The sequence below is a fragment of the Flavobacterium ardleyense genome (assembly GCF_042686085.1).
GTDB lineage: Bacteria > Bacteroidota > Bacteroidia > Flavobacteriales > Flavobacteriaceae > Flavobacterium > Flavobacterium ardleyense.
In genome coordinates this window covers 150,149-176,307 of sequence record NZ_JBHUOL010000010.1, presented here as the reverse complement: position 1 = coordinate 176,307, position 26,159 = coordinate 150,149, and the positions used below count along the sequence as shown (strand labels likewise).

22 protein-coding genes are annotated in these 26,159 nt (G+C 31.6%); 10 read left to right on the top strand and 12 right to left on the bottom strand.

What is annotated here, in order from left to right; genetic code table 11:
- Positions 1-22: 22 nt before the first annotated feature.
- The 3 genes from ACFSX9_RS04670 to ACFSX9_RS04660 form a co-directional block, all read right to left on the bottom strand.
- The gene (locus ACFSX9_RS04670; protein ID WP_379805040.1) at positions 23-817 is read right to left on the bottom strand and encodes a TrmH family RNA methyltransferase; all 795 of its coding nucleotides are present in this window, start codon (positions 815-817) and stop codon (positions 23-25) included.
- A 192-nt stretch (positions 818-1,009) separates the two neighbouring features.
- Positions 1,010-2,302 carry an amidohydrolase family protein gene (locus tag ACFSX9_RS04665; protein ID WP_379805037.1) on the bottom strand — a complete coding sequence of 431 codons (1,293 nt, stop codon included), beginning with the start codon at positions 2,300-2,302 and terminating at the stop codon, positions 1,010-1,012.
- A gap of 2 nt (positions 2,303-2,304) precedes the next feature.
- Positions 2,305-5,331: an amidohydrolase family protein gene (locus ACFSX9_RS04660; RefSeq protein WP_379805035.1), complete on the bottom strand. Its 3,027-nt coding sequence runs from the start codon at positions 5,329-5,331 to the stop codon at positions 2,305-2,307.
- A gap of 439 nt (positions 5,332-5,770) precedes the next feature.
- On the opposite strand from ACFSX9_RS04660, the gene ACFSX9_RS04655 reads away from it, so the two are divergent.
- The 5 genes from ACFSX9_RS04655 (at position 5,771) to ACFSX9_RS04635 (ending at position 10,701) form a co-directional block, all read left to right on the top strand.
- The gene (locus tag ACFSX9_RS04655; protein WP_379805032.1) at positions 5,771-6,454 is read left to right on the top strand and encodes a hypothetical protein; all 684 of its coding nucleotides are present in this window, start codon (positions 5,771-5,773) and stop codon (positions 6,452-6,454) included.
- A gap of 163 nt (positions 6,455-6,617) precedes the next feature.
- On the top strand, positions 6,618-7,052 hold the full coding sequence (locus tag ACFSX9_RS04650; RefSeq protein WP_379805029.1) for a DUF6526 family protein: 435 nt from the start codon (positions 6,618-6,620) through the stop codon (positions 7,050-7,052).
- 56 nt (positions 7,053-7,108) lie between these two features.
- Positions 7,109-8,431 (top strand): hypothetical protein, encoded by a 1,323-nt coding sequence (locus tag ACFSX9_RS04645; protein ID WP_379805026.1) that lies wholly within the window; start codon positions 7,109-7,111, stop codon positions 8,429-8,431.
- A 288-nt stretch (positions 8,432-8,719) separates the two neighbouring features.
- Positions 8,720-10,114, top strand: a complete 1,395-nt coding sequence (locus ACFSX9_RS04640) for a T9SS type A sorting domain-containing protein (protein WP_379805024.1) — start codon at positions 8,720-8,722, stop codon at positions 10,112-10,114.
- Between the two features lie 29 nt (positions 10,115-10,143).
- A complete protein-coding gene (locus ACFSX9_RS04635) occupies positions 10,144-10,701 on the top strand; it encodes a hypothetical protein (RefSeq protein WP_379805021.1) in 558 nt (185 codons plus the stop codon).
- Between the two features lie 259 nt (positions 10,702-10,960).
- On the opposite strand, the gene ACFSX9_RS04630 is transcribed toward ACFSX9_RS04635, so the two are convergent.
- From ACFSX9_RS04630 to ACFSX9_RS04600, 7 genes are all read right to left on the bottom strand, one after another.
- Positions 10,961-11,464, bottom strand: coding sequence for a hypothetical protein (locus ACFSX9_RS04630; protein WP_379805019.1), 504 nt, complete (start codon positions 11,462-11,464; stop codon positions 10,961-10,963).
- A 56-nt stretch (positions 11,465-11,520) separates the two neighbouring features.
- Positions 11,521-12,801 carry a DUF58 domain-containing protein gene (locus tag ACFSX9_RS04625; protein ID WP_379805017.1) on the bottom strand — a complete coding sequence of 427 codons (1,281 nt, stop codon included), beginning with the start codon at positions 12,799-12,801 and terminating at the stop codon, positions 11,521-11,523.
- 78 nt (positions 12,802-12,879) lie between these two features.
- Positions 12,880-13,890, bottom strand: coding sequence for an AAA family ATPase (locus ACFSX9_RS04620; protein ID WP_379805015.1), 1,011 nt, complete (start codon positions 13,888-13,890; stop codon positions 12,880-12,882).
- Between the two features lie 122 nt (positions 13,891-14,012).
- Positions 14,013-15,200 (bottom strand): DUF4350 domain-containing protein, encoded by a 1,188-nt coding sequence (locus ACFSX9_RS04615; RefSeq protein WP_379805013.1) that lies wholly within the window; start codon positions 15,198-15,200, stop codon positions 14,013-14,015.
- Position 15,201: 1 nt separating this feature from the next.
- Positions 15,202-15,909 carry a DUF4129 domain-containing protein gene (locus ACFSX9_RS04610; protein ID WP_379805010.1) on the bottom strand — a complete coding sequence of 236 codons (708 nt, stop codon included), beginning with the start codon at positions 15,907-15,909 and terminating at the stop codon, positions 15,202-15,204.
- A complete protein-coding gene (locus ACFSX9_RS04605; protein WP_379805008.1) occupies positions 15,899-16,837 on the bottom strand; it encodes a hypothetical protein in 939 nt (312 codons plus the stop codon). Before ACFSX9_RS04605 ends, ACFSX9_RS04610 begins: the two co-directional genes overlap by 11 nt.
- A complete protein-coding gene (locus ACFSX9_RS04600; RefSeq protein WP_379805006.1) occupies positions 16,821-17,798 on the bottom strand; it encodes a stage II sporulation protein M in 978 nt (325 codons plus the stop codon). The genes ACFSX9_RS04605 and ACFSX9_RS04600 overlap by 17 nt, the downstream gene beginning before the upstream one ends.
- 21 nt (positions 17,799-17,819) lie before the next feature.
- Here ACFSX9_RS04600 and ACFSX9_RS04595 point away from each other — a divergent pair, with 21 nt between their 5' ends.
- The gene (locus ACFSX9_RS04595; protein ID WP_379805003.1) at positions 17,820-18,560 is read left to right on the top strand and encodes an RDD family protein; all 741 of its coding nucleotides are present in this window, start codon (positions 17,820-17,822) and stop codon (positions 18,558-18,560) included.
- Between the two features lie 2 nt (positions 18,561-18,562).
- Here the strand turns inward: ACFSX9_RS04595 and ACFSX9_RS04590 are convergent, their stop codons facing one another.
- Positions 18,563-20,314 carry a T9SS type B sorting domain-containing protein gene (locus ACFSX9_RS04590; protein WP_379805000.1) on the bottom strand — a complete coding sequence of 584 codons (1,752 nt, stop codon included), beginning with the start codon at positions 20,312-20,314 and terminating at the stop codon, positions 18,563-18,565.
- 148 nt (positions 20,315-20,462) lie between these two features.
- Between ACFSX9_RS04590 and ACFSX9_RS04585 the strand changes: the two genes are divergently transcribed.
- The 3 genes from ACFSX9_RS04585 to ACFSX9_RS04575 are packed head-to-tail and all read left to right on the top strand — an operon-like array spanning position 20,463 to position 23,897.
- On the top strand, positions 20,463-21,443 hold the full coding sequence (locus ACFSX9_RS04585) for a GNAT family N-acetyltransferase (protein ID WP_379804997.1): 981 nt from the start codon (positions 20,463-20,465) through the stop codon (positions 21,441-21,443).
- Positions 21,440-22,612: a DegT/DnrJ/EryC1/StrS family aminotransferase gene (locus tag ACFSX9_RS04580; RefSeq protein WP_379804995.1), complete on the top strand. Its 1,173-nt coding sequence runs from the start codon at positions 21,440-21,442 to the stop codon at positions 22,610-22,612. The genes ACFSX9_RS04585 and ACFSX9_RS04580 overlap by 4 nt, the downstream gene beginning before the upstream one ends.
- Before the next feature lie 52 nt (positions 22,613-22,664).
- Positions 22,665-23,897, top strand: a complete 1,233-nt coding sequence (locus ACFSX9_RS04575; protein ID WP_379804993.1) for an O-antigen translocase — start codon at positions 22,665-22,667, stop codon at positions 23,895-23,897.
- Here the strand turns inward: ACFSX9_RS04575 and ACFSX9_RS04570 are convergent.
- A complete protein-coding gene (locus ACFSX9_RS04570) occupies positions 23,878-25,020 on the bottom strand; it encodes a glycosyltransferase family protein (protein WP_379804991.1) in 1,143 nt (380 codons plus the stop codon). The two genes, ACFSX9_RS04575 and ACFSX9_RS04570, sit on opposite strands and share 20 nt — an antisense overlap.
- Before the next feature lie 33 nt (positions 25,021-25,053).
- On the opposite strand from ACFSX9_RS04570, the gene ACFSX9_RS04565 reads away from it, so the two are divergent.
- Complete coding sequence (locus ACFSX9_RS04565) at positions 25,054-26,157, top strand: glycosyltransferase (protein WP_379804988.1); 1,104 nt, start codon at positions 25,054-25,056, stop codon at positions 26,155-26,157.
- Positions 26,158-26,159 lie beyond the last annotated feature (2 nt).

Here is a 26,159-nt window from a genome sequence, read left to right as displayed (position 1 = left end):
TTGAATGCTGCGCTTGTAATTGCTATTGAAATTGTCGCTGTCTTTTGGCTTCAAACAGTAAAATCGCGGCAGCGACGGAAACATTCATAGAATCAATTTCACCTTGCATCGGAATGATAATGTTTTTAGTGCTTTCTGTACGCCATTTTTCAGACAAACCAGTCGCTTCTGTTCCCACAACTAAAGCAGTAGGAGTAGTGTAATCTTGTGTGTGATATTCCGTAGAATCTTGCAAAGTGGCCGAATAAAAATTAATATTCTTTTCCTTTAAAAACGCAATTACTTCTTCGGTTGAACCCACTGCAATTTGTCTTGTGAACAAGCAACCTACGCTTGAACGAACAATATTTGGATTGTATAAATCGCTTTTTGGATTGGCAATAATTACAGCATCGCAATTTGCAGCATCAGCAGTTCTTAAAATTGCACCAATATTTCCAGGTTTTTCTAAGGATTCTCCAATAAGAATTAAAGGATTTTTAGATAATTTTAAATCCGATAAAGCCAATGATTTTGTTTTGGCAATCGCTAAAATTCCTTCTGTAGTATCGCGATAAGCTAATTTTTGATAAACATCTTTAGAAATTTCGATTTTATCGGCATAACTCGAACCTAATAAATGTCCTAATTCCTTTTCCGAAATTATTTCAGGTAAAAACAAAATTGTTTCTATTTCATAACCGCCCTTTAAGGCCAATTCGATTTCACGCTTTCCTTCAATTAAAAAAGTGCCCGTTTGTTTACGAACTTTTGCTTTTTCCTGAAGTTGAACCAACGATTTGATAAACGGATTTTGAACAGAAGTAATTTGTTTCATATTTGCCACAAAGACACGAAGTCGCTAAGGATTATTTTAAAAAGCAAAGATATATTTTTTTTCAACAAGACTTTGTTTTTTGAAGTGAAGTCTTTAAAACGAATATATATATATGAATTATCGTATGTTTTTTCATTAAAAAAGCCACAAAATATTAAATACTTTGTGGCTTTGAATCTTTTTGGCAAATATTTATTTTTTTGCTTGCTCAAATTTCTCTTTGTAGCGTTTGTACAATTCGGTATGATGACTATCTAAACTGATATTTCTACCATCGATAAAGGCCAATGAAATTAAGTTCGATTTCATGTCTAAAGCATCGCCTTCCGAAATAAATAAGGTAGCACTTTTACCAGCTTCTAAAGTTCCGTATTGTTCGTCAATTCCTAATATTTTAGCGGTGTTTCCTGAAATTAATTGCAAAGCTTGTTCTTTTGAAAGTCCCCAAGCTGCACAAGTTCCAGCATAAAAAGGTAGGTTTCTAGTTTGCATACGTTCCATATCACCAGCATTTTCTAATCCAACTAAAACACCAGCATCTACTAATAATTTAGCATTTTTGTAAGGTAAATTGACGTCTTCATCTTCTAATAAAGGCAAATCGTGTACTCTTTTTAAAAGTACAGAAACATTATTTTCTTTTAATAATGGTGCAACTCTAAAAGCATAATATCCACCAACGATTGTCATATTCTTGATATTGTTTTTCTTTTTGAATAAAACAGCATCAATAATTTCTTTTTCACCATTTGCGTTGATATACAATGTCTTTTGACCTGATTGTAAGCCATTCATCGCTTCAAAAGGAATATCTTTTTTTGTGTTTTTACTTCCCAAATAAGCGAAGGCACTTTCAAAGTACTCTTGGATCGACTTAGTTTGTGGCTCGTAGTTTTTGTTGATTTCAATTCCTCCTGGTTCTGCCCACCAACCGGCTCTTGAATAGCTTTTTGGCCAGTTTAAGTGAATTCCATCATTCACTTTAATCGTTGCGTCTTCCCAAGTCCAAGCGTCTAATTGTACAATCGACGAACTTCCTGGAATTCTGCCGCCTCTTGGAGTAATCTGTGCAATTAAAACACCATTTGGTCGCGTAGTTTCAACCAGTTTAGATTCCGAGTTGTAAGCAATGATACTTCTTACGTGTGGATTAAATTCACCAATTTCACTTTCATCGTCTGAAGCTCTAACCGCGTCAATTTCTACCAACCCTAAAGTTGAATTTGGTGCAATAAATCCTGGATAAACGTGTTTTCCTGAAGCATCAATTGTAACATCATGCGCTGCAACTCTCATAACTGTGGCATCACCAATAGCTGCAATTTTTCCATCAACGATCGAAATCAAACTATTTTCAATTACTTGTCCGTTTCCTAAATGGGCTTTCGCATTTAAAATAAGAATACTTTTTGTTTGTTTTGGCGCCGGAGTTTGTTGGGCAAACCCAAACAAAGACAGCGATAAAAGAACTATATATTTTTTCATAATTAGTTGTGTTTGTAGTGAGATTCTTTGCAATATTCGCCCATAGTATCACAGTGATAATGACCATTTTCCTTTTTCTTAGGCATTTGCGTTTTCATTCCTTTGTTTTTCGCGTCAAGCATTAAATTGATTAAAGCTGCACGTTCTTTTTGGATTGCTCCTAAAGTTTCGTTTTCTTTTTCTAAATCGTAAAAAACAATTCCATCTACAACCGTTTTTTCAGCACGCGTGTAAATTGACAATGGACTTTCTGTCCAAAGCACTACATCCGCATCTTTGCCTACTTTGATACTTCCGGTTTTATCGTCAACCTGAAGAATTTGTGCTGGATTAATCGTTACAAAATTCCAAGCTTCTTCTTCGGTTACGTTTCCGTATTTCACAGTTTTCGCAGCTTCTTGATTCAAACGACGCGACATTTCAGCATCATCTGAATTGATAGAAACTTTCACACCTTGACTTTGCATGATTGAAGCATTGTAAGGAATTGCGTCGTTTACTTCATATTTATAAGCCCACCAGTCTGCAAATGTTGAGCCTGCAACTCCGTGTTCTGCCATTTTATCTGCTAATTTATACCCTTCTAAAATGTGTGTAAAGGTTTGAATTTTAAAATCAAAACGTTCCGCGACTTTCATTAGCATATTAATTTCAGATTGCACATAAGAGTGACAAGTAATGAAACGTTTCTTAGCTAAAATTTCGCCTAAAACTTCCATTTCTACATCGTATCTTGGTGAAACCTTATTTTTTCCTTTTGCCGTTTTAAAAGCATTCCATTCGTTTTTATACTCTTGTGCTCTTGTGAAATAATCTTCATAAACTTGTTCCACACCCATACGCGATTGCGGAAAACGATTACGAGCATTTTCACCCCAATTCGATTGTTTTACGTTTTCACCCAAAGCAAATTTGATGTATTTTGGAGCGTCTTTAACAATCATTTCTTCTGGTGAATAACCCCATTTCAATTTCACAAACGCAGCACGACCACCAATAGGATTCGCAGAACCGTGTAATAAATTGGAAGAAGTAACGCCACCCGCTAAATTTCTGTAAATATTGATATCTTCAGAATTTACAACATCTTCAATCGTTACTTCTGCCGATGAATTTTGTCCGCCTTCATTTACACCATTCGAAATTGCGATGTGCGAATGTTCGTCAATGATTCCAGCTGTTAAATGTTTTCCGGTTGCATCAATTGTTTTTGCATTCGATGCCGAAAGGTTTTTACCAATCTTCGAAATCTTTCCGTTTGTAATCAAAACGTCAGTCTCTGTTAAGATTCCATCTTTTTCACCCGTCCAAACTGTTGCATTTTTAAACAACAAGGTTTCTTGTTTTGGTTTTTCGGTATTTCCGTATGCGATATTTGGAAATGTAATAGCATACATTTCAGGCGTTTTTGGTTCGTCTTTTTTATCTTCTTTCTTATCTTTTGTATCTGAACTATCTTTTTTAGTTGCCGTCCAAGTAGTTTCTTTACCATTTTCTAAAACGGCTTTTCCTTGCATACTTCCTGCAACGAAAGTTCCTGAAAGTCTTACGAAGTTCGCTTTAGTTGAATCTTGATTTCTAATTACCAAATTCACCCAAGGATCTGAAAACTGAAGTTTCGTACCATAATCTAAACTATCACGAACGGTTTTTGCTTCAAACTTCGAAGTTTCGCCATTGATTTTTAATTCAAATTCTTGGTTGTCAAATGCTAAAGCATAAGTTCCTCTAATATCGGTTGGGTTGATTTTATCAATTGTACTTCTGTTTCCCTGAACCCAATTCTCTAATATCGTAGTTTTCTCATCAAATAAATCACCAGAAACAACGATGAAATTCGCTAATTTCCCTTTCGAAATTGAACCTACTTTATCAAACTGATTTACTAATTTTGCTGGAGTTTCGCTCAAAGCTAGTAGCGCTTTTTCTTTCGGTAAACCATATAAAACGGCTTTTCTTAAATTCGGTAAAAACGATTTTAAATCTTTCAGACCAGAAGAAGAAATTACGAAAGCCACATTATTCTCAGCTAAAATCTTCAAGTTAAATGGCGCCTGATTCCAAAATTTCATATCGCTCAAACTTACTTGTTGAGCTAAATAAGGATCAGAAACATCATAAGCTTCCGGAAAATCGATTGGAATAATATAAGTGGCACCCGTTTTTTTGATTTCTTCAATTCTTTCGAATTCATTTCCACCACCTTTGATTAAGAATTTCACCCCAAACTCGTTTCCTAATTTAGAAGCTCTTAAATCGGTTAATTTATCGTTCGCGTTGATTATTTGCAACAAAGATTTATTCGCATTGAATGCTTCTAAGGACATATCTTTATTCGTTGCATTACCTTGCGCATACCATTTTGCATCGTGAAAAACCTGACGAATCAACGCCATACTTCCCATCATTGACGACGGATAACTTTGCTTTGTAAATTTACTTCGGCTAAAGGTAAAATGTTGTGAAGCCTTGTCTTTAATAATTCTGTTAGCATTTCCACCATTTTCGTTTAATGTCCAAAGAATTCCTGTTCCTGCAATAACGCCATCGCTGTGGTGACTCAAAACAGTTCCAAAACCAGCTTCTCTTAGAAGTCCAGCGTTTTTCTCTTCGAAACCTAAATTTTCGTAAGCATTGTACTCCGGTTTCACGTGATCGTTCCAGTAATATCCTTCACGATTACTATCGTATTGCGGACTAAAATTCCCACTTGGCCTTGCTGTTGGCTTTACAATTCCAAACTCACTGTATAATTCAATGAAGGAAGGATAAATTGTTTTTCCGGTCGCATCGATAACGATAGCACCTTTTGGAATAGCAACTGAAGTTCCCACTTCAATAATTTTATTTTCTTTCACTAACAATGTCGCTTTTTCAAGCTTTTGCGTGGCCGAAACATAAATTGTGGCATTAGTTAGCGCGTAAAAGTTTATAAAACTTTGTTTTACGCCATCATTTTTTGGAAAGTATTCTTGCGAATTCCCGCTAAAGGAAACCAAGAAAACCATCAGTAACGATAAGTATCTCATATTTTTTGGTTTTGGAAAGGCTAAAGATAAAAATTATCTCAGTATAAAGAATTTTTTAAATCGTTTTAACAAATGTTTTTTGGGCGTTCCCTTTCAGGTCGTGTCGTCCACTATATCTTTTTATATGTTTTCGATTTTTTGCAAATCGAAAACATATAAAAAGGATGCCGTTCCCACCACTAACGCAAACCCGTAGTAAAATCAAAATTTAGAATTTAGGAGGTGTTTTAGGATTTAGTTTTGGTTGATTTTATGTGCTTGGAAAGGAGGTAAGCGAAAAATTTATCGAACAGAAATATTTAAGAATACACTATAATGTTATAAGAAAAGTTTTATATTCGTGTTTATTATATTTTCGAATTGATTATTTAGAGCTTTTAAATTATTTAGAAGCTGTCAACTGTTGTAGAAACATAACATCAAACAAAACCTTTTACGTATGGGATTTTTTTCATTTTTATTCAAGCCACGCAAAGTTTTACCAAAATTACCTTTAGAAGATAATGTCAAGTTTGATAGCATAGAAAGTGACGATACAGTGGAAATTGCAGAAGAACTTACTCTTTTAAAAAATCCAGATTCGGAGATTATTGACATTTTTGCGAAAGATTATGGGGACGATAAAGGGAAAGTTGATTCATCAGCTCATGATTTTATAGACAGTAATTTAGAAATAACGGATTTTTTATCCGTTGAAAATGAAGTAGTCGAAATCGAAAGTGATTCTGTACCAGTAAATCTTACAATGTCCATTGATAACGACATAATTGATGAGGACGAAAGAGAACATCGAGAAGAATGGTCAAAAAAAATACGACCAAAATTTAATCCTAAAACAAATTTATCTTTACGTTTTCAGTGCGAACAGGATTTAGTGAAGTCTAAAATCAAAATAAAAGTTGTGAATAAAGAAATTAGCGCCACTTACTGGAGCAAAATAAACGATAGTATTTGGTTAGAAAATCTCGAAGGAGAAAAATTACCTGCTGAAAACACTTCTTATCCATCGGACCTAATCAAAACGATACGCGCAATGTATTCAGGACACGAGCTCGAAGTAAAATCAATAACAAAAGAAGGAAAATTTTGTAATTTAGAAATTGGAAAAGTTGATAAAGAATAGTTCGGAAATCCTCGAGACGTTAATTAATGAACGTTTAAATTGAAAATGACGTTTAAGGTTTTTAGAAATTAATGTTTAGTGATTGTTTTAGAAATAAATATATTTTTATTTATCTAAAATTTAAAAATAAATTACTTTACCTACCTTTAAGAAAAATAAAAATATGGAAACGCAATCTTACAAGAATCACATTCGGTTTTATCCGCCACATCATTTTGTATATTACCCTGTAATTATGGCCTTTATAGCTTTTAGTGTCTATTTTGCGTTTACAACAGATGATGTTTTACTTTGGGCTTTTATCAGTGCTATTTTTGTGGTATTGTTTTGTTTGGCTTTTATGTTGCGTCAGCATTACGCACTTACTTTACAAAACAGAATTGTGAGACTAGAACTTAGATATCGTTATTTAGCCACAACTGGACAAAGGTTTGAAGAGTTTGAGCACCAATTAAAAGATGACCAGTTATTTGCGCTTCGTTTCGCGCCTGATGTAGAATTAAAAGCACTTACACAAAGAGCTTTAACTGAAAACCTTTCAGGCGATGCCATCAAAAAAGCAATTCAGAACTGGAAAGGAGATTATGAGCGTGTCTAATATAAATAATTACAGTAGTTTAGTACTATAAAACACTTCAAATAACGTATTTAAAGATGTCTGAAAACAAGAATAGTCCGTATTTTACAGCCTTTGTGATCTCATTTGTGATTACCTTTATATACGCTATAGTTATGCCTTTTGTGGTTAGCGGAATGTATGAAGAATTGGCAGCCATTATTGGCGGAATAATACTTTTTGTTGTAAGCTTTGTGTTTTATTTCGTTTACAACCATTTTAGGACTATTAAAAAATTGCCCTGGCTTTTCGGTGGTATTGTTATTTTTATAGGCTATGTAATACTCGTAAATAGCGATGCGGATATATATAATAAAAACTTATTTAACAATTCGAAATTACCCAAAGCCTATGAAAGTTATCAAACTGTACTTACTGACGAACCAATTTATTTCGGTAAGTATGAAATGCAATTAAAGTTTAAAAGCTTTGATCCGATTAGTCATTTTATTTCTTCTAAAAATAATTTGATTGTGATTACTAGTGTCATTCCTAAAGATAGGGATTTCGAAGAGGTAGAAAAGGACCGCTATGGTGGTGGCAATACGATTTTTCAAGATTATACTACTTATAAGTTGGATAAAGATGGGAACATTATAGACAGTTATGTCTTTAAACGTACCTATGAAAATTATACGGAAATTCTGTTTGACGATTATATTGTAAACATTAATAAGAACTACTATAAAAGTTGGATATTAGATGGTGATACGCTTTCAAAACCTTTCGAATTTAAAAATAAAGATTTGCAGTGGAACGAGGAAGAACAGGTAAAACTTTATGAGCGAATTGTTTATGGAAGAGGATATTATAAAATAGAAGGTAATAATTACACAGTAGAAGGTAAGAATCCAGAACAACAAATTGTTTATTTTTCGGAAGGGAAATGGTATAAATTCTTTACTAATATTATTATGCCTGATCGCGATAAAGTTAGTGAACAACGAGGTGAAACTACTTATTATGCCAATGTTTTTGGGAAATATGAAGAAAATAATTATGGCAATGCACCAGACTGGAGTAATTTTAAGCCTGTTTATTTTCAACGAGAAAAGTTTGAAAGAGTCACACATAACATCGGTGGAAATTCTGGTTCAAGCGAATCCATCGAAGTAAATGGTAATTTATTTTGTAATCTTTATGTTGGAAAAGACACTTTGAAATTCATAAAACCAATATCTTTTGGCGAATCAGGTTCCACACAGGAATTTTATGAAGCTAAAGGAGAAAAAATCGCACAACATAAAGACACTTTAGAAAAACATTACAATCCTTATTTTTATTACTCCGATAAAAAACTAAATTTTAAACTTTTCACGATTGATCCATACAGTTTATACGTTATTAAAGCAGCGAAATAAAAACATTATATAATTAGGTAGAAATACTATGAAAGCGTTCACAAGTACTGCTTAATAGATCTCTTTTTTTTTAAAACAACTATTCATCACTCGTTATGAATCAGTTAGATGTTGTGGAGAATTATTGAGACAGTAATTACATCGTAATATCTGAATTCTTTACCATACAATTTTTCTTATTATTTTTAAATATTTTACTATTTTTGCAAAAATACAACGCAAACTTATAACATCACTAGCGTTAGCAACTAGCAGGATGAAAAATCCTTAAATCAATAATTTATCAACATGAAAAAAACATTACTCTTAATTATTACGCTTATAACATATAATGTTAGTAGTCAGAATATTGCTTTAGACAATTCTTTTGGAACAGATGGAATAGCTGCTCTTGACCGAGTTGGTTCTACAGGATCATATATGACGTTACAACCTGATGGTAAGATTTTATTTGCAGGTTACTTAGAAGCTTCTGGTACAAATTTTATTGCAAGGTTAAATGCTGACGGCTCACTAGATTCCACATTTGCAACTAATGGCTATTTCAACATAACGGGTATGTCTGAAGATTTATTAGGTATTACTCTTTTGACAAACGGTGAAATATTATTTAATTTTAATTTTCCTGCAAAGCTTTTTAAGTTAGATGCAAATGGCAATTCAGTAACTACTTTTGGAAACAATGGCGAAGTTGATTTAAGCGCTCAATCGCAAGATTTAAGAAGCGTTTTAATAGAGCCAGATAATTCGATCCTTGCAATAGGACATGGGCATATTATTAAATTAACCAGTAATGGAATTATCGATAGTTCTTTTGGTATAGATGGAAAAGTTGACACGCCAATAAGTATAACTATCTATGCAAATGATAATAATCTTTTAAGTATTATTAGCGCAGGTTTAGGAGGTTCCGGTCAATACAAACTTGTGAAGAAGAGTACAAATGGTGATTTAGTTACAAGTTTTGGAACAGATGGAGGAGTGGATATTACAGATTTAGATAATGACGATACAGGTTTTGGACTTTTTACAGATAATACAGGAAGAATTATTGTTGTAACTTCAAGAGAAGCACAATTGCGTATAACGCGTTATTTACAAAATGGAACAATCGACACTACATTTGGACAAAACGGTAATTTAATAGAAAACAATAACCCGCCACTCTTGATTGATTATAAAGCGAACGGTAATAAATTGCTGTTTGCAGGAGTCACTAACCTGGGACAATCGCCAATAAATGCATACATAGTTCAATATAATGAGGATGGAACTATTGATACAGACTTTAATACCGAAGGTTTTTTTATTGAAAACACAAATACGGAGGAAGAAATTATAGATAATATTATCCTTATAAACAGCGAAACATTTTTAGTTTCTGGACAATATACTGATGCAGGTGAAAACTACTTTGTTGCAAAATATATACCTGCAAACCTTTCAATAGCTGATGTAGATAAAATAGATGAAGTACATTTTTTGAATCCATTTGAAAATGAACTAAATGTTTATTCTGAAAATGAAATAAAAGAGCTTTCGTTGCTAAATTTAAATGGTTCAGTAGTTAAGAACGTTGGAGGCAAAACTATTGACACTTCTTTTGTAAGCAAAGGTATTTACTTCCTTAAAATAGCATTTGAAGACGGAACGACTCTAGTAAGAAAAGTAATTAAAAAATAAATTTATTACAACCTAAAATCAGGCACATTATGAAAAACTTATTTATCAAAATTTTATTTTCGTGCCTAATTTTAGGTTGTACTAACAAAAACGAAAAAAATACTTCAGAAGTAGTACAGAATTCTTCTGAAATATTATTTCAAGTAAAAACGGACGACAAAACCATGTCTGAAGTTTTTGAAGATGGAATTATTCCGTGGATCTCTGTTAAAAATCCGGAGATAGAGAACCTAATTGATAAAGACGAATTCGTAATTGACAGCAATAATGTCACTTTAGTTATTGATTATCCGTTAGCCAAGGAAATTGAAATTAATATAAAGTCCAATAATCCAAAAGGATTTACACGTAAAGAACTTGCTCAAAAAATAAGTATTGCTTACAACGAAATTTATCAAGAAGAAGAGAATTCCGCTAAAACCAAAACAGTTCCTTCAAGTGAGAGTAAAGGCTTACAGAACAGAAATCAAACAGATGGAAAGTATGGAATCTGGGGACACGATATTGAGGATTTAGATTTAAGTGCTATTATTGTCAGAACATTATCTAATGGAGAACTTAGATTAGAATTAATAATTGAATCGTAGAAAGCAGGACATTTTAATTTAATTTAAGATTTTTTATTTGGGCGTTCCCTTTCAGGTCGTGCTGTCCGTTCTATCTTTTTGTTTTGAAAAAAAACAAAAAGGATGCCACTCCCATCACTAACGCAAACCATCTTGTTATCGTTTTCAATAGTACTAAGTGAATGTTAGTAGAATTACGAATAGTTGCTAGCAATAAATATAGCGATTTCAACTACTTTCTTATTACTATCTAAAAAAGTAATAGTTAATGTTTTTCTAATTAAGCATTCCCATTAATATATACTTCGTAATACTCTTCTGTAGTTAAGTTTACTTTTAAATTGAAATAGCAATTGCCACCATCTTTGACAATTACTTTTTCTGTTTTCCAATTCGGATTATTGTCTTTACAAAAACAATTAATCCAAATTTCTTTTTCTCCTTTAGCATTTAGCAGCGCAAAATACTGTCTTTTGTAGCGATTCAGATTGATTAATAAATCTTCGGTTATTCGCTTTGATTCGGAAGAGTTACTATTTTGTTCAGCATTATAATCACTAATGAAATTGTGCAGCATTTTTTCAACTTTAATAAAATCGTCAGCTGCTAAATTAGTTGGTTTAGATTGGTTGTTGCTTACAAAAAACCTGCTATCATATTTTAAAACAGCAATTTTGGAGGTGTCAATTTGAACCTTTTCTAGATTTATGCTTTCTTTTTGTAATTCGATTTTCTTGTCTTTACAATTAGTAAGAAAAAGAGTCAAGAAGAAAATTAAAAACATTTTTTTGCTGCGCATTGTCCTATCCTTTATTTTTACAATAAATACAAATTGTCTGCTTACAAAATCCCTCTTGCTTTGATTTCTAAGTATTTATTTATAGTATCTAAAGTCAATTTATCAGGTTCAGTTAAAACTGAATAGATTCCGTATTTTCTTAATTCGTTGACAATCAAACGCTTTTCGAAAACAAATTTCTCAGCTATTACTTTGTCATATATTTCCTGAACAGTTCCAGCTTTCTTTTGGATCAGTTCGTTTAATTCGGTATTATTAAAAAACACTACAACTAACAAATGATTTTTTGCAATTCCTTTTAAATAGGGAAGTTGGCGGTGTAAACCATCTAGAGTTTCAAAGTTGGTATACAACATAATCAAACTTCTTTGGTTGATGTTTTTCTTAATGTCAACATACAAACGGCTAAAATCACTTTCAAAGAAATCGGTTTTTACGTTGTATAAATTTTCCATTATCAGTTGCATTTGACTTTGTCTTTTTTCTGCAACTACTCGGTTTTCTACTTTTTTAGAAAAGGCTAAAATTCCTGCTTTATCCTGTTTTTTTAAAATTACGTTCGATAAAACTAATGTCGCGTTAATGGCATAATCTAACAAACTTAATCCGTTAAAAGGCATTTTCATAACGCGCCCTTTGTCAATCACCATATAAACGTTTTGCGATTTTTCATCCTGAAACTGATTCACCATTAATTGGTTTTTCTTCGCCGTAGCTTTCCAGTTTATGGTTCTTAAATCGTCTCCTTGGACATATTCTTTGATTTGCTCAAATTCCATAGTGTGTCCAATTCTTCTAATCTTTTTTAAACCATATTGAGATAAATTATTAGAAAAAGCCATCAAATCATATTTACGCAATTGCATATAGGATGGATAGGTTGGCACCATTTGATTATTATCGTAAGTGAATCTTCGACTAATGAAACGAAGAGGCGAAGCAACATACAAATTCAAATTCCCAAAAAGATATTCACCGCGTTCCGTTGGCCTTAAAAAGTAGCGGTAATCGTCTTTAGCCTTGGGTTTAATCTTTCTTTTTACTTCAAAATTGCGTTGTTGGAATTGAAACGGAATTTCGTCAATTATTTTCACCGACACGGCAAAGGTGAATTGATTGTTTAATGCAATACTAATTTCGTTTTCATCACCATTTGAAAGCTTTTCCGACATATTTCGAATTCCAATTACTTTCTTATCGGAAACAAATAATAGTAAGATATCAATCGCTGTAAACAAGATCAAAAGATACAACAAATACCAAACGCCATTATAAAGCACTGGATAAAAATACGCTACTACAAATAGCAATATGATTCCCATAAGGCAATAAAAAAGGAAATTATTGAGGTAAAGTTGCTTGAAAAATCGAATCATTAGTTTGAATTAAAACGTAAGTATTTATCTCGGAATTTCTACTGAATCCACAATTTGCTTGATGATTTCAATGCTCGTAATTCCTTCCATTTCGCGTTCAGGAGTAACTAAAACACGGTGTTGTAAAACTGGAATAGCCGCTTCTTTAATATCGTCTGGCGTAACAAAATCTCTTCCTCTTAAAGCAGCAAAACCTTTAGATGCATTTAAAATCGCAATCGAAGCTCTTGGCGAAGCACCTAAATATAAAAAGGCATTTTCACGTGTATTCAAAACTATTTTTGCTATGTATTCAATTAAGTTTTGTTCAATTAGGATTTGCTTCACTAATTCCTGAAATTCGATGATATTACTTTGCGAAATAATTGTCGCAATCGTATCCATTTTATTACGACTCTGTAATTCGTTTTCTTTTTGAATAATATAGATTTCTTCTTCTAAATTTGGATAATCAATTGTGATTTTAAACAGAAAACGGTCTAATTGGGCTTCTGGCAAACGATAGGTTCCTTCTTGCTCAATAGGGTTTTGTGTAGCAATTACTAAAAACGGTTTTTCTAAAATGTAAGTGGTGCCGTCTGCCGTAATTTGACGTTCTTCCATAACTTCAAACAAAGCTGCTTGTGTTTTTGCTGGCGCACGATTGATTTCGTCAATTAAAACGAAATTAGAGAAAATCGGACCTTTTTTAAATTCAAAAGTTGATTTCGACAAATCAAAAATTGATGTTCCAATGATGTCCGAAGGCATCAAATCTGGCGTGAATTGAATTCTACTGAAATCTAATGATAGCGTTTTTGCCAAAAGTTTCGCACTTATGGTTTTTGCCACACCAGGAACTCCTTCTAATAAAACGTGTCCGTTAGACAAAACAGCTACTAATAGTTGATCAATCATTTTGCTTTGACCCACGATTACTTTACCTATTTCTGCTTTTACCTTTTGAACGTTTTCTTGCAACGGCTGTAAATTTAAGCGCGATTCGAAATTTACATTTTCGTTTTGTTCGGTTGTATTTTCAAAATTATTTCCCATATTTTTTTTGAACACAGTAACATCAGATTTTAATGATTGGTACTGATTTTTTAGTATTAGTAAATATTTTTTCTCTTTAATTTTTCACTTCTAACATCATTTTTATATTATAACAACTTCAGTTATAAATTGAGTTTTTCAAGTAGATTGTTAAAAGTAATTAATTCTTGTTCTGTGGTTTGTCCTTGATTTCTAATTCTTTTAATTTGATAAACCACTTCTTCAATATCTTTTTTCTGATTTCCAGTTTTTTGTTGGAGCCTATTGCAAAACGTTTCATCTAAATTAAACGTGTCAATATAGTATTCGTTTCGGATTTTTTCCAAGAAGAAAACAACTTTCTTTTCGGCAATATTTTGATGATTTTTCTCTTGATAATAGAGATTACCAATTGTTTTTGTAAAATCAACTGTCGTGTTTTTCAACGGTTCAATAATTGGTATAACTCTTTGTCTTCTTTTTGCATTAAAAAACATAAAAATGATAAAGGTAATCCAAGCCAAAAACCAAGCCCATTTTAAAGCAGGTTGAGTCAATAAATAGCGCATTGGCGAACTCGAAATGCCTTCTCTTTGTTTTACATTCCAGTAGATGTTAGTTTCTTCAGGAATGTACTCTAAAACATTTTCGGCATATTTTATATTTTTATCCAACATATAGTAATTGGTAAAAACTACGGGTTGTAAATGTAAATAGAAGAAACCTCCTTTGTAAGGAGCTCTAATAAAATTTGTTACTTCTTTTCCTTTGGTATCGATTTGCGTTCCTAAAACCCAAGTTGTTGTGCTATCGATTTTTGAGAAATATGCATTATTAATTCCTTTTTTAAAATAGAAATTATCCGGTTTATCGTATCCTTCCGTTTTAAATTGAAGCGAATCGATAAAATTATTATGATATCCAATTTCAAATCCGAGAGAATCTGCCATAGATTGCGATAAATTTGAAGTGCTCAAAAACACATCATTTCCATAACTTGCAAAATAAAATAGCTCCTTTTCAGAATATTCATCTATTGCATAACTTTTATCTATAAATAGAGCCGTTCCATTGATGGTATAAGTGGAATCTTCACTGCTGTATTTAGCATCAAAATATTCGTAAGGAGTTTCGCTGAATTTTTCAACAATTTGAGTATCAAACGCCTGTTTAAATTCTTGGTCAAAAACATACATCCCAAACGGAATCTTATCTTTGATCGAATAGGTTTCGCGCCAGTCGATTGGTTTGTCTTTTGTAGCGTCTGCCCAAATAATACCAACAAAAATTAGTACTAAAAGGAATAAATATATTTTTAAACTTTTTGGCATCTTATTTACTTGCGATTAATTTTTGAAAAGTAATTTCTGTTCTTTCGAAATCGATTGAGGTCAATTCAAATTCACCATACCAACTGTATTCATAGACATACGATAGAAACTGAAATTCTTTTTTAAGTTGTAAATTCGAAATTTCACTCAGATAATCAGCATTCGTTTTTTCAATATCCCACTCAATAATATCCTTGTCTGAAAACGACTTTAACAACCATAAATAATAATATCTAGTAGCTAATCGTAGGTTTTTTTCATTTTTAGCGGTAGTGATCGCACTTCTAAAATCCATCGAATGTATATCTTCTTCTGTGATTTCTGTGATTTTGATTTTCTTCGGAGATTTTCCGAAAACCCAGCCACCTTCTTTGTTGATGATTATTTTAACAATTAAGTAAACTACAAAAATAATTACCAAAAGCGCAATTACTTTCATCACGATTTCAAGACCACTCAGTGCTTGTACGCCATTTCCGAAGTCAAATAAATTGCTTAAAAATCTACCTATAGCGCTCCAGAATCGGTCCCAAGCAGACGTGTCAACCTTTGTTCTTTCGATATAATTGAAATCAGAACCGGTGTATTTATTTTTTAAATCACCAAATTTTCTTGAGGTGTAACCAAGAGAATCAGATTGAACTTGCGAGAAGCCAATTGCATTTCCGAAGAAAAGGAGTAGGGAGTATAGCGTGTATTTAAGCTTCATCAGTTCCAATTAAATCAATGCTTTTGTTTAAACTTACATTTTCTAATTCTTCTTTACAGCTATAATAAGTAATTCCTTGATTTACTAGCATTAAATTTTGTAATGTATAGTTGAATATAGTTGCAATTATAATAATTGCTACTAGGATCATAGCTATTGCAGAAAAACCATTATTCTTTTCGTTTTCAATAGCTTCTGGATTTGTAAAGAGGAAAATCATTCCAATTATATAAGGAATGATAGTGAAAATTCCCAATGTAATTTGTGTAATGAGATGCATGATAAATGTAGCGCCAACAATAGGAAAATAGTTCTTTTTCAGCATTTCAAAAGCCTTTCCAAACGCTTCAAAATAACCTATTTCTTCTGTAATATAAGTATAGTAGAATAGCGATACAAAACTCATTAATGTTGGAGTTAATAAGATAATCAAGGGAATCCCAATAAGTATAAAAACGGATAAGAAGGTTAGAAACATTACAACAAAAAGTAATGGAAACAGAACCACGATAGAAAGTAGAAAGAATATAATAATTCGACCTACTTTACTTTTAAAATATTGTATTAAGTTTTCGAAATTTCGTTCTTTATTTTGCTCCATCAATTTAAGATAAGCGACTGGAAACGAGTAATTCAACATCGAAATGACAATAATAAGTAAGAGCATTAATGTTCCAAGCCCAATAAATAGGCCTAAATTACTATACATTTCATTGTAAAAACTTTCCTCGTTTGGAGTTTGAATATTTGTAAGCGCACCTTGTATAAAAATACTGGTAAAGAAATAGAAGATGACCACCAAAAGCAATAACAAACTACCATTAATAATAAAGTAGTTTTTAAAATAATTTTTTCCTTCCAACTTAAAAAAGTTAAAAGTATCACCCACTAATGAGCTGAAATCTCTTTTTTTATAAAGTTGAAACATATTTTTTGGTTTTTTTATGTACTATAAAAGGGTAAATTAAATAATAAAAACTAATTAAAGAAAGCGTAATTAATATGATTCCAACACTTAAATAGGTTGGCATTTCCATTGAATATCTTGTGATATAACCTTCTAAGAAACCTGCCGCAAATGTAAAAGGCATGGTGCTGAGAAAGATTTTGAAACTATTTTTAAATCCTATTTTAAAAGAATTGACTCGGGAGAAAGTTCTAGGGAATAAAATACTGGCGCCTAATATAAATCCGGCTGCAGCTTCAATTACAATAGCAAAAATTTCCATGGAACCGTGAATCCAAACGCCTCTAACACTTTCCCAAAACACACCTCTTTCGTAAAAAAAGTATTGAAATGAACCAAGCATAATGCAATTTTTCATTAATATATAAAACGTTCCTATTCCTATGAAAATGCCAAAGAAGTAGGAAAGTGCACCAACTCGTAAATTATTAAGCGTAATTCCAATGAAACTTCCCCAATTACTGCCTGTTTTGTAAACCGCAACTGGATTTCCATCTTCGATATTTTCGAGGGTCATGTTTACGTATTGATCACCTAAAATCAATCGAACGAAATTTGCATCATTTTTCGCTGATACAACTCCAATGGCTGTTAAAATACCAAAAAGAAGAAAAGCATACAAAATATACCTGCGATATTCATAGACTAGAAGTGGAACTTCAGTCAAAAAGAAATATTTTATTCGATTTGTTTCCGTTCTTTTCGTCTTATAAATCTTTTGATAGGTTTGCGCAGCTAAGTGATTTAAGTAGACAACTGTCTTACTTTTAGGGTAATAAGTTTGTGCATAGGACAAGTCATTAACTAAATGTATGTACAAATTAGCTAAGTCATCAGGATTTTTTTTAGTTTTACCAAAAATAGCTTGTTCAAATTCAAGCCATTTTTCTTTATTTTGCTTAATAAATGCAATTTCTCTCATCGGGGGCTAAAATATAAAAATATGACACAATTATCCATAAATACTACACAAAATGTTAATATAAATTTTACGGCTGCTTCTGTAGGTGATAGAATTGCATCGCAACTCCTTGATATTGTGGTAATGACAGCCTATGTTTTAGTTTTAGTTTTTATTTTAAGACAAAGTGGTTATGACCGCGCCATTAATGCGATGGATAACTGGTCTACGATGGCTATTTATTTAGCGATTTATTCACCAATAATGTTTTATAGTATTGTTCAAGAAAGTTTATTTGAAGGACAAACTATTGGAAAACGCATTATGAAAACTAAAGTTATTAAGCTAGATGGATACCAAGCTGGTTTCGCTGATTATTTAGTTCGATGGTTATTTCGTTTGGTAGAAATTTCGATTGGTAATGGAATAATAGCATTAATTACTGTAATTGCAAGTAACAAAAATCAACGGTTAGGAGATATGGCTGCTGGAACTGCTGTAATAAGTTTGAAGAATAAGATTAATATCAACCATACAATTATTCAAGATATTAACGTCGATTATGTACCTACATATCCTTTGGTAATTAAATTATCAGATAATGATGTCAGAATTATCAAGGAAACTTTTGAAACGGCCGCGACGACAAGAGATTATGCTACGATAATTAAACTAAGGGAAAAAATACTTTCTGTTACGGGAATTAAAAATCAATCGGGTCATGATCAAGATTTTATTCGTACTATTTTAAAAGATTATAATTTTTATACTCAAAATATGTAAGCTTAGTATGTAAGATATAAATAGCCTGTTAATGGTTTTGGATAATCAGAATCATTTAGATATAAAATGTAAAAATAAGTTCCAGCTGGAGCTTTTTTAGTTCCGATTCCTTCCGCCACATAACCACTCCAATCGGGTTTGTTTTGATCGCCTGTCCAAATGTGTTTTCCCCAGCGATTATAAATTTCTATTTTATAATTGACGAAAATATCGCGTAAGCCATCAATAAAAAATCCATCATTTGAATTGTCATTATTAGCCGATACAAAGTTATAAATTATTGGCGGACAGTTTTTTGTAAGTAAATTAAAAGAAGTTATGGAATAGCAATATTCATCTTCAATTCGAATAAATATTTGTTTTGTGGTCGTAAATGCCTCGTAATTAGTGATGTTTGAAATTTCATTGACTTTATTCGACGCATCATCTAAGGAATTATAAAATGAAACTGTTTGATCGCTATCTGTTTTCACAAACTCTTCATACCTAGAAAAATTAAAAATTGCTTTTGTAAAACCTAAGTTACAACTTATTAAATCTGGTACTAAATTGAATTTCGGCGATAACCACTGTTTAACTAACAATTCGCTCGAATTGTTGTTTTCGTTTAATTCGATTACGATGCCACTTCCGTTTCCAATGTCATCCACAACAGCTAAAAGAGTAAAGGTTTCAGGAGTATCAGCAGGAAGATTTAATGTAATTGAACCTAATTCATTCCCACCTATTAAAATGTCAAATTCGGTTGCAGAAGTGCCAATTAATTGTGAACCATTGTAAAAAGAAATAGGAGTTGAAGCAGGTAATAATTCAGTACTATTTATATTGTAAACCGTGTAGTTTAGTTCGATTGTTCCCGAATTACAGGAAGTTTGATAATCATTTAAAACGATGGTTGCATCGGGTAATTGACTATTTAATTTCGTGACAACGGTATTAATCATAATGAAATCTTGGAACGAAGAAAGTGTAATTGTGGCTTCGGTATCACCAATTTCAATATAATCTTCAATGTCATAAATATCCAAATCCATATTGTATAAAGTATTTGAACCCGTAACCGAACTCGTACTATTAAATACATTATTAGCTGGATTTGAAGCATTACTTAGAACCACTCCGTTTACTGTAAAAGTCTCCGTTGCTAGTTGCGAATCGCCTTCCCACGCAATAAAACCAGCTGTTGCTCCACTATTATCTAAAACATATAAGTTCGTCAAATCAATTTGTAAATTATCGGGAACACCTTGTAAACCATCGTAAATATTCAATTGGTTCAGAGGAAGTGTGTCATTTTGGTACACTATTAAAATTGCCCAACCTGCAAAATTTGTTTTTCTACTGTAGTGAAGCATTTCAAAAGGAGATATATCTAAATCAGATATCTTATAAGTACCGTTTCCAGTAGTAGCAACAATAGAGGTAATGTCTTTAAAAGCACTGAAATAAGTAAAAGTATAGGGATCGTAGAATGTAGAATGACTAAAAGTACGCTCGGCAATTATTGGAACACCATTCAGCTCGACTTCAAAATCACCATCGCCACTTCCAGCCCAATATAAGTAGGCTTTAATTAAGGTGTCATCTGGATTTAAATATAAATCTGCCGTAGAAGAAGTTCCAGTTACTAAATAATTTGTTGGATTGTTTTCAGCACTATTCATTGTGTTTCCCACAAATGTGAAGTCATAACGACCGTTGACTTGTTCATAAAGCGAAATATCTTGACTTCTCACTACTGTAGGATATATCATTTGGAGCAGGAAAACAAGGTATGGTAATCTTTTCAACTTGTTGGTATTGAGAAATTATGGAACCAATTTACTATTTTTTTTTTAAATTATGGAATATTGAAAGCCCATCCAGTAAAAAATTAGTAATTTTCCACTTTAAATAGAAGTTTTGAAAAAGTATATCATTAAAAAATATCAATCAGAAGATGCTGGGATTTGGAATGAATTTGTAGCTAATGCAAAAAATGCTACTTTTTTGTTTCATCGTGATTTTATGGAATATCATAAGGACAGATTTAATGATTTTTCACTGCTTGTTTTTGATGAGAAGCAAAATTTAAAAGCTATTTTACCTGCAAATAGAGTAGGAGAGACGCTTTTTTCGCATCAAGGATTAACGTATGGAGGATTGGTTTTTAAATATGAAGTTAAGTTTGCAGAGATTATAGTTGTTTTTAAAGAAATACTTTCTTTTTTATACGAAAATGCATTTTTAAAACTTGAGTTGAAAAACATTCCAACTATTTATACTTCTTTTCCAAGTGACGAAATGGAGTATTTACTATTTATTTTGGATGCAAAAAAAATAAGATGCGATGCATTATCCGTAATTGATTTGAATGAACCTATTTATTTTTCTCAAATTAGAAAAAGAGGAATCGAAAGAGGTAATACAAATAAATTAGTCGTAAAAGAAGAGAATGAATTTACATCATTCTGGAAAGAACTGTTAATACCCAATTTAAAAGAAAAACACAATGCTAAACCAGTACATTCTTTGCAAGAAATACAAATACTACATTCTAAATTTTCAAGAAACATTCGCCAATTCAATGTCTACTTCGAAAACGAGTTAGTTGCTGGAACTACTGTTTTTGAAACTAAAAATGTAGCACATTCACAATATATTTCAGGGTTGTCAAAACATAATCATTTAGGCGGATTAGATTTTTTATATCATCATTTGATAAAAAATGTTTTCGCAGATAAGAAGTATTTTGATTTTGGAATTTCAAATGAAAATGAAGGTAGAAATATAAACTCAGGACTAATTTATTGGAAAGAAAGTCTTGGTGCTCGTACAATAGTTCAAAATTTTTATACTATTGACACCAAAAATTATAGCAATCTTGAAAACGTATTAGTATGATAAAATTTCTTGATTTACAAAAATTAAACCGACCTTTTGAAAAGGAATTAAGAGAAAAATTAAATCAATTTTTAGCCGAAGGTTGGTATATTTTAGGAAAGGAAGTCAAATCCTTTGAAAACAATTTTGCGTTATATACGAATTCAAAACATTGTATTGGTGTTGGTAACGGATTAGACGCTTTGGTTTTGATTTTCAAAGCCTACATTCAATTAGGGAAATTGCAAAAAGGCGATGAAGTCATTGTTCCCGCGAATACCTATGTAGCAAGTATTTTCGCGATTTTACAAGCTGATTTAGTTCCGGTTTTAGTTGAACCTAGATTAGAAACGTATAATATTAATCCCGATTTGATTGAAGCTAAAATCACTTCAAAAACAAGAGCTATTTTACCTGTTCATCTCTATGGTCAACTTTGTGAAATGGATCAAATAAACGCAATTGCTCAAAAACATAATTTGTTGGTAGTTGAAGATGGTGCACAAGCTCATGGCGCAAAATTTAATGTTCAGTGTTCAGTAGATAGTAATCAGGCAGAGTTGTCAGGTACAGTTTGTCATGCTAAACTTGTTTCAGCATCTCAGCACTCATCACATAACACCCATCACCCAACAGCCTATAGCTTTTATCCAGGAAAAAATCTTGGAGCTTTAGGCGATGGCGGTGCAATTACAACTAATGACGATGAATTAGCAAATGTCTTGTTTGCGCTTCGAAATTATGGCTCAAAAATTAAATATGAGAATGAATATATTGGTGTAAATTCGCGTTTAGATGAATTGCAAGCTGCTTTTTTAAATGTGAAATTACCTTATTTAGACAAAGAAAGTCAAATTAGAAGAGCGCTTGCGAAAATGTATATTTCTCAAATTAAAAACGATAAAATTACTTTGCCATATTGGGACGAGGCTAATAATCACGTCTTTCATTTATTTGTACTTCGTACCGAAAATAGAGTAGCATTACAAGAACATTTAAAATCAAATGGCATAGATTCAATGATTCATTATCCAATTCCACCGCATAAACAAAAAGCATTGGCTGAGTGGAATAATTTATCGTTTCCCACCACAGAGCAAATTCATAGAGAAGTTTTGAGTATTCCATTAAATTCAACTTTGACAATTGATGAAATTCAAAAAATAATCACAATTTTAAATAGCTATTAAATTGAATATTTTTCAGAAAATTTTTCAAAAGCAAGTATTTAAAGTAGCATCTTTGAATAGTTTAGCTATTTTAGTCCGTGTAATTACAGGTTTTGTCTCTTCCAAAGCAATTGCCTATTTTATTGGACCTTCTGGAATGGCATTGATGGGGAATTTGAGGAATCTTACTAACATAATAGAAAATGTTGGGATTTTGGGTTTGCAAAACGGAATTGTAAAATCGGTTGCAAATTATCATAAAGAAGAAGAGAAGTTAAGTCAATTTGTTGCCAATGTATTTTGGACTCTTCTGTACGTTGTCTTGGCTTTATGCATCATTCTTGTAGCAGGAAATTCTTTTTTTAGTCATCTAATTTTTGAAAATAATTCCAATTATCATTTCATATTATATTACGTTGCTTTTTTCTTGCCTTTCCAGGTCTTTCATTTGTTTTTTATATCGATAATTAATGGATTTAGTCAATACAAGAAAGTAACTGCAATAAATATTTACAGCACTTTTGTGGGTTTGATTATTTCTTTGCTGTTGATGTGGCAGTTTGGAATTTACGGTGCTTTGATTTCTATTTCAACACTTTCTTTTTTTCAGTTTTTATTTTCGGGATACTACTTCCAAAAGCTTTTTGCAATAAAAACAGTGCTTTCTAGAAGTAAGATTGATTTTCAACTTTTGAAAAATCTTCTTCCCTTAGGATTTATGGCGCTTTTTTCGGCGACAACAGGCGCAACAATTTATATTTTTATTCGGAATTTAATCAGTAAAACTGCTACTATTGACGATGCAGGTTATTATGAAGCAATGCAGCGAATTTCAGGTTTCTATATGCTTTTTATTTCTTCGTTAATTACGTTTTATTTTTTACCTGAATTATCAAAAGCAAAAGATAGAGCTACAGAAAGAACTGTGACCTTCAATTATTATAAATCTATAATTCCTGTTTTTTTAGTAGGATTAATCGTGCTCTATTTTACACGAAATTTAGCCATTCAAATCTTGTTGAACAAAAGCTTTATTCCTGTTTCAAATTTGTTTTTTTGGCAAATGGTAGGTGATTTTTTTAGAGCCATGTCCTTAATTTTAGGAATACGTTTCTATTATAAAAAAATTGTGAAAGCTTATTTTGTAACTGAAATCATCTCTTTTGGAGCACTTTTCTTATTTAGTAATCTTCTTATACCTAAATACTTCGCAACAGGTGCTGTTATGGCTTATGGTCTAACTAATGTATTATATTTTTTAATACTTTGTATTTACTTTAGAAAACTTATTTTTCAAACCAAGTAGTTAAATACGTATTTGCAATAACTTTATAATCGTGCTCTTTTTCAATAAAACTTCTTGCATTTTTTGAAATTTCTGAGATTTTTTTAGGATTTTCGATTAGTAATGAAAGTTTGGCAACAATATCATTTTCGTCAGGTAGGGCATTGATGCAAACTTCATCTTCGGATAAGTTATAATGTTCTAAAAATTCAGTTTCTGCTCCTGTGAAAACTACTTTTCCGTGCGCCATAGCCTCTAGTGCATTATAGCCTTGGTCATAGGCGTATACTTGATCTAACAAAATATGAGCTTGGCTATATAACTTGATATATTCAGTGTAAGGAATGTTTTCGGTTATAATAATTTCAATTTTATCAGCATATTTTTCTTTAATAACTGCCAACGCTTTTTCAAAAAATATAATTCCTTTTCTAATATAACTGTAGCGATTTATACCTAAAAAAATAATTATTTTATCATTTATTTCAGGTTCACAATAACTGATTTCATCTGTGTTAATTGGATTTGCAATTAAGCCTAAATAGCTATTGTAATTAAGAAGTGGCAAGTGATAATCCATATCCGAGGCAATAACTCCTGCACAATTTTCATATACAAAACGGTGCAATTTTTGATGTGATTTTGACACATAATAAAGCATGTAAGAATAGCATTTTAAATCAGTTTCATTATTGAAATAGGGTGTGAATACGGAATATTTTAAACTATTTTTTAATAAAAATTGCGTGTTTACAAAATCAGTTCCACAAGACAATAGAAAAACTTTATTATTGTTTTCAAAGATCTTTTTTAATAAATATTGCTCAAATGAGACTGTTGTTTTAATACTTCTTTCATTAATCAATTGAACAGCATCAAAACCTTTTAATTTTTTTAATAGAAAATAAAACCGGATGCCTCTTTCTAAATCACAAATATCAAATTTTGTAATTCTAAAAACCAGATTTTTAATTTTTCGAACACCAAAACTTTGCAAAAATTTAGGACGAATCGAATAATCGCAAGGGTAGTTTTTGAAATCATCGCCGTCGCTCACTAGAATAACTTCGTTACCCAATGCTATTAGACCTTCTTTTAATGAATTATGTAATTTACTGTAATCGCCTAGTAGTAAAATACGCATATTTAGTATATTTGTGGTCTAAATTAAGTATTAATGCCGAATTTTCAACCATCATCGCTAAAAATTTGCCTCATTGGTACAAGCCTGGCAAACGGTGGTTCTAATAAAAATCATGCTTTGTTATCGAAATTATTTTTCGAAAATCATCATATTGTTTGGAATGTTATTGTGGTTGATAAAGTTACGTTTGATTATTCGGGTGAATTACTAAATTTAGGTAAAATAAAATCAAAAGGAATTTTCAATCGAATAAAACGATTATTTGTTTTGAAACGCTTTTTAAAACAACAAAGGTTTGATTTTATTATTGATTTTAGAAATAAAAGCTCTTTTGTTCAAGAATGGCTGACAATGCAATTATTGTTCAACAGTGAAAATTATATTCCAACAATTCGAAGTTTCCATACTGAATTTTATTTTCCTGGTAGCGACTATTTAGCTTCAAATTTATATAAAAGTGTATATGGAATTGTTACGGTTTCAAAAGCTATTGAGGAAAAAGTCAAACTACGTTACAAGTATGATAATGTTACAACACTTTATAATCCTTTAGCACTTCAATCTTTAAAAAGTTTAGCAAATGAACCAATTTCTATTAGTGGAAAATATATTGTTTCAGCTGGAAGAATGAATGATAAGGAAAATATTAAACAGTTTGATTTATTGATAGAAGCCTACTCAAAGTCTATTCTTCCGCAAAATAATATTCAATTAGTGCTTTTGGGAGATGGTTATGAAGAGCAAAAACTTCCAGAATTAGCAAAAAAAATGAATGTTTATGAAAATGTAGTTTTTTTAGGGTTTCAAAAAAACCCATATAAATTCTATAAAAATGCATTATTTTATGTGTTAACTAGTAAAAATGAGGGATTTCCAACTGTAATTAATGAAGCAATGGCTTGCGGAACACCAGTTATTTCCTTTGACTGTGAATCAGGACCTAACGAAATGATCATCCACAACGAAACTGGAATTTTGGTTAAAAATCAGGATTTTGATGATTTAACTTTTCAAATGAATCATATAACTTTAGATCAAAATAAATACTCTAAAATTAAAAACGCTTCAAATAGTCGAGCAAAATTGCACAGTTTCGATAAAATTTATGTAGATTGGTTAACGTTTTTTAAGCAATAAAA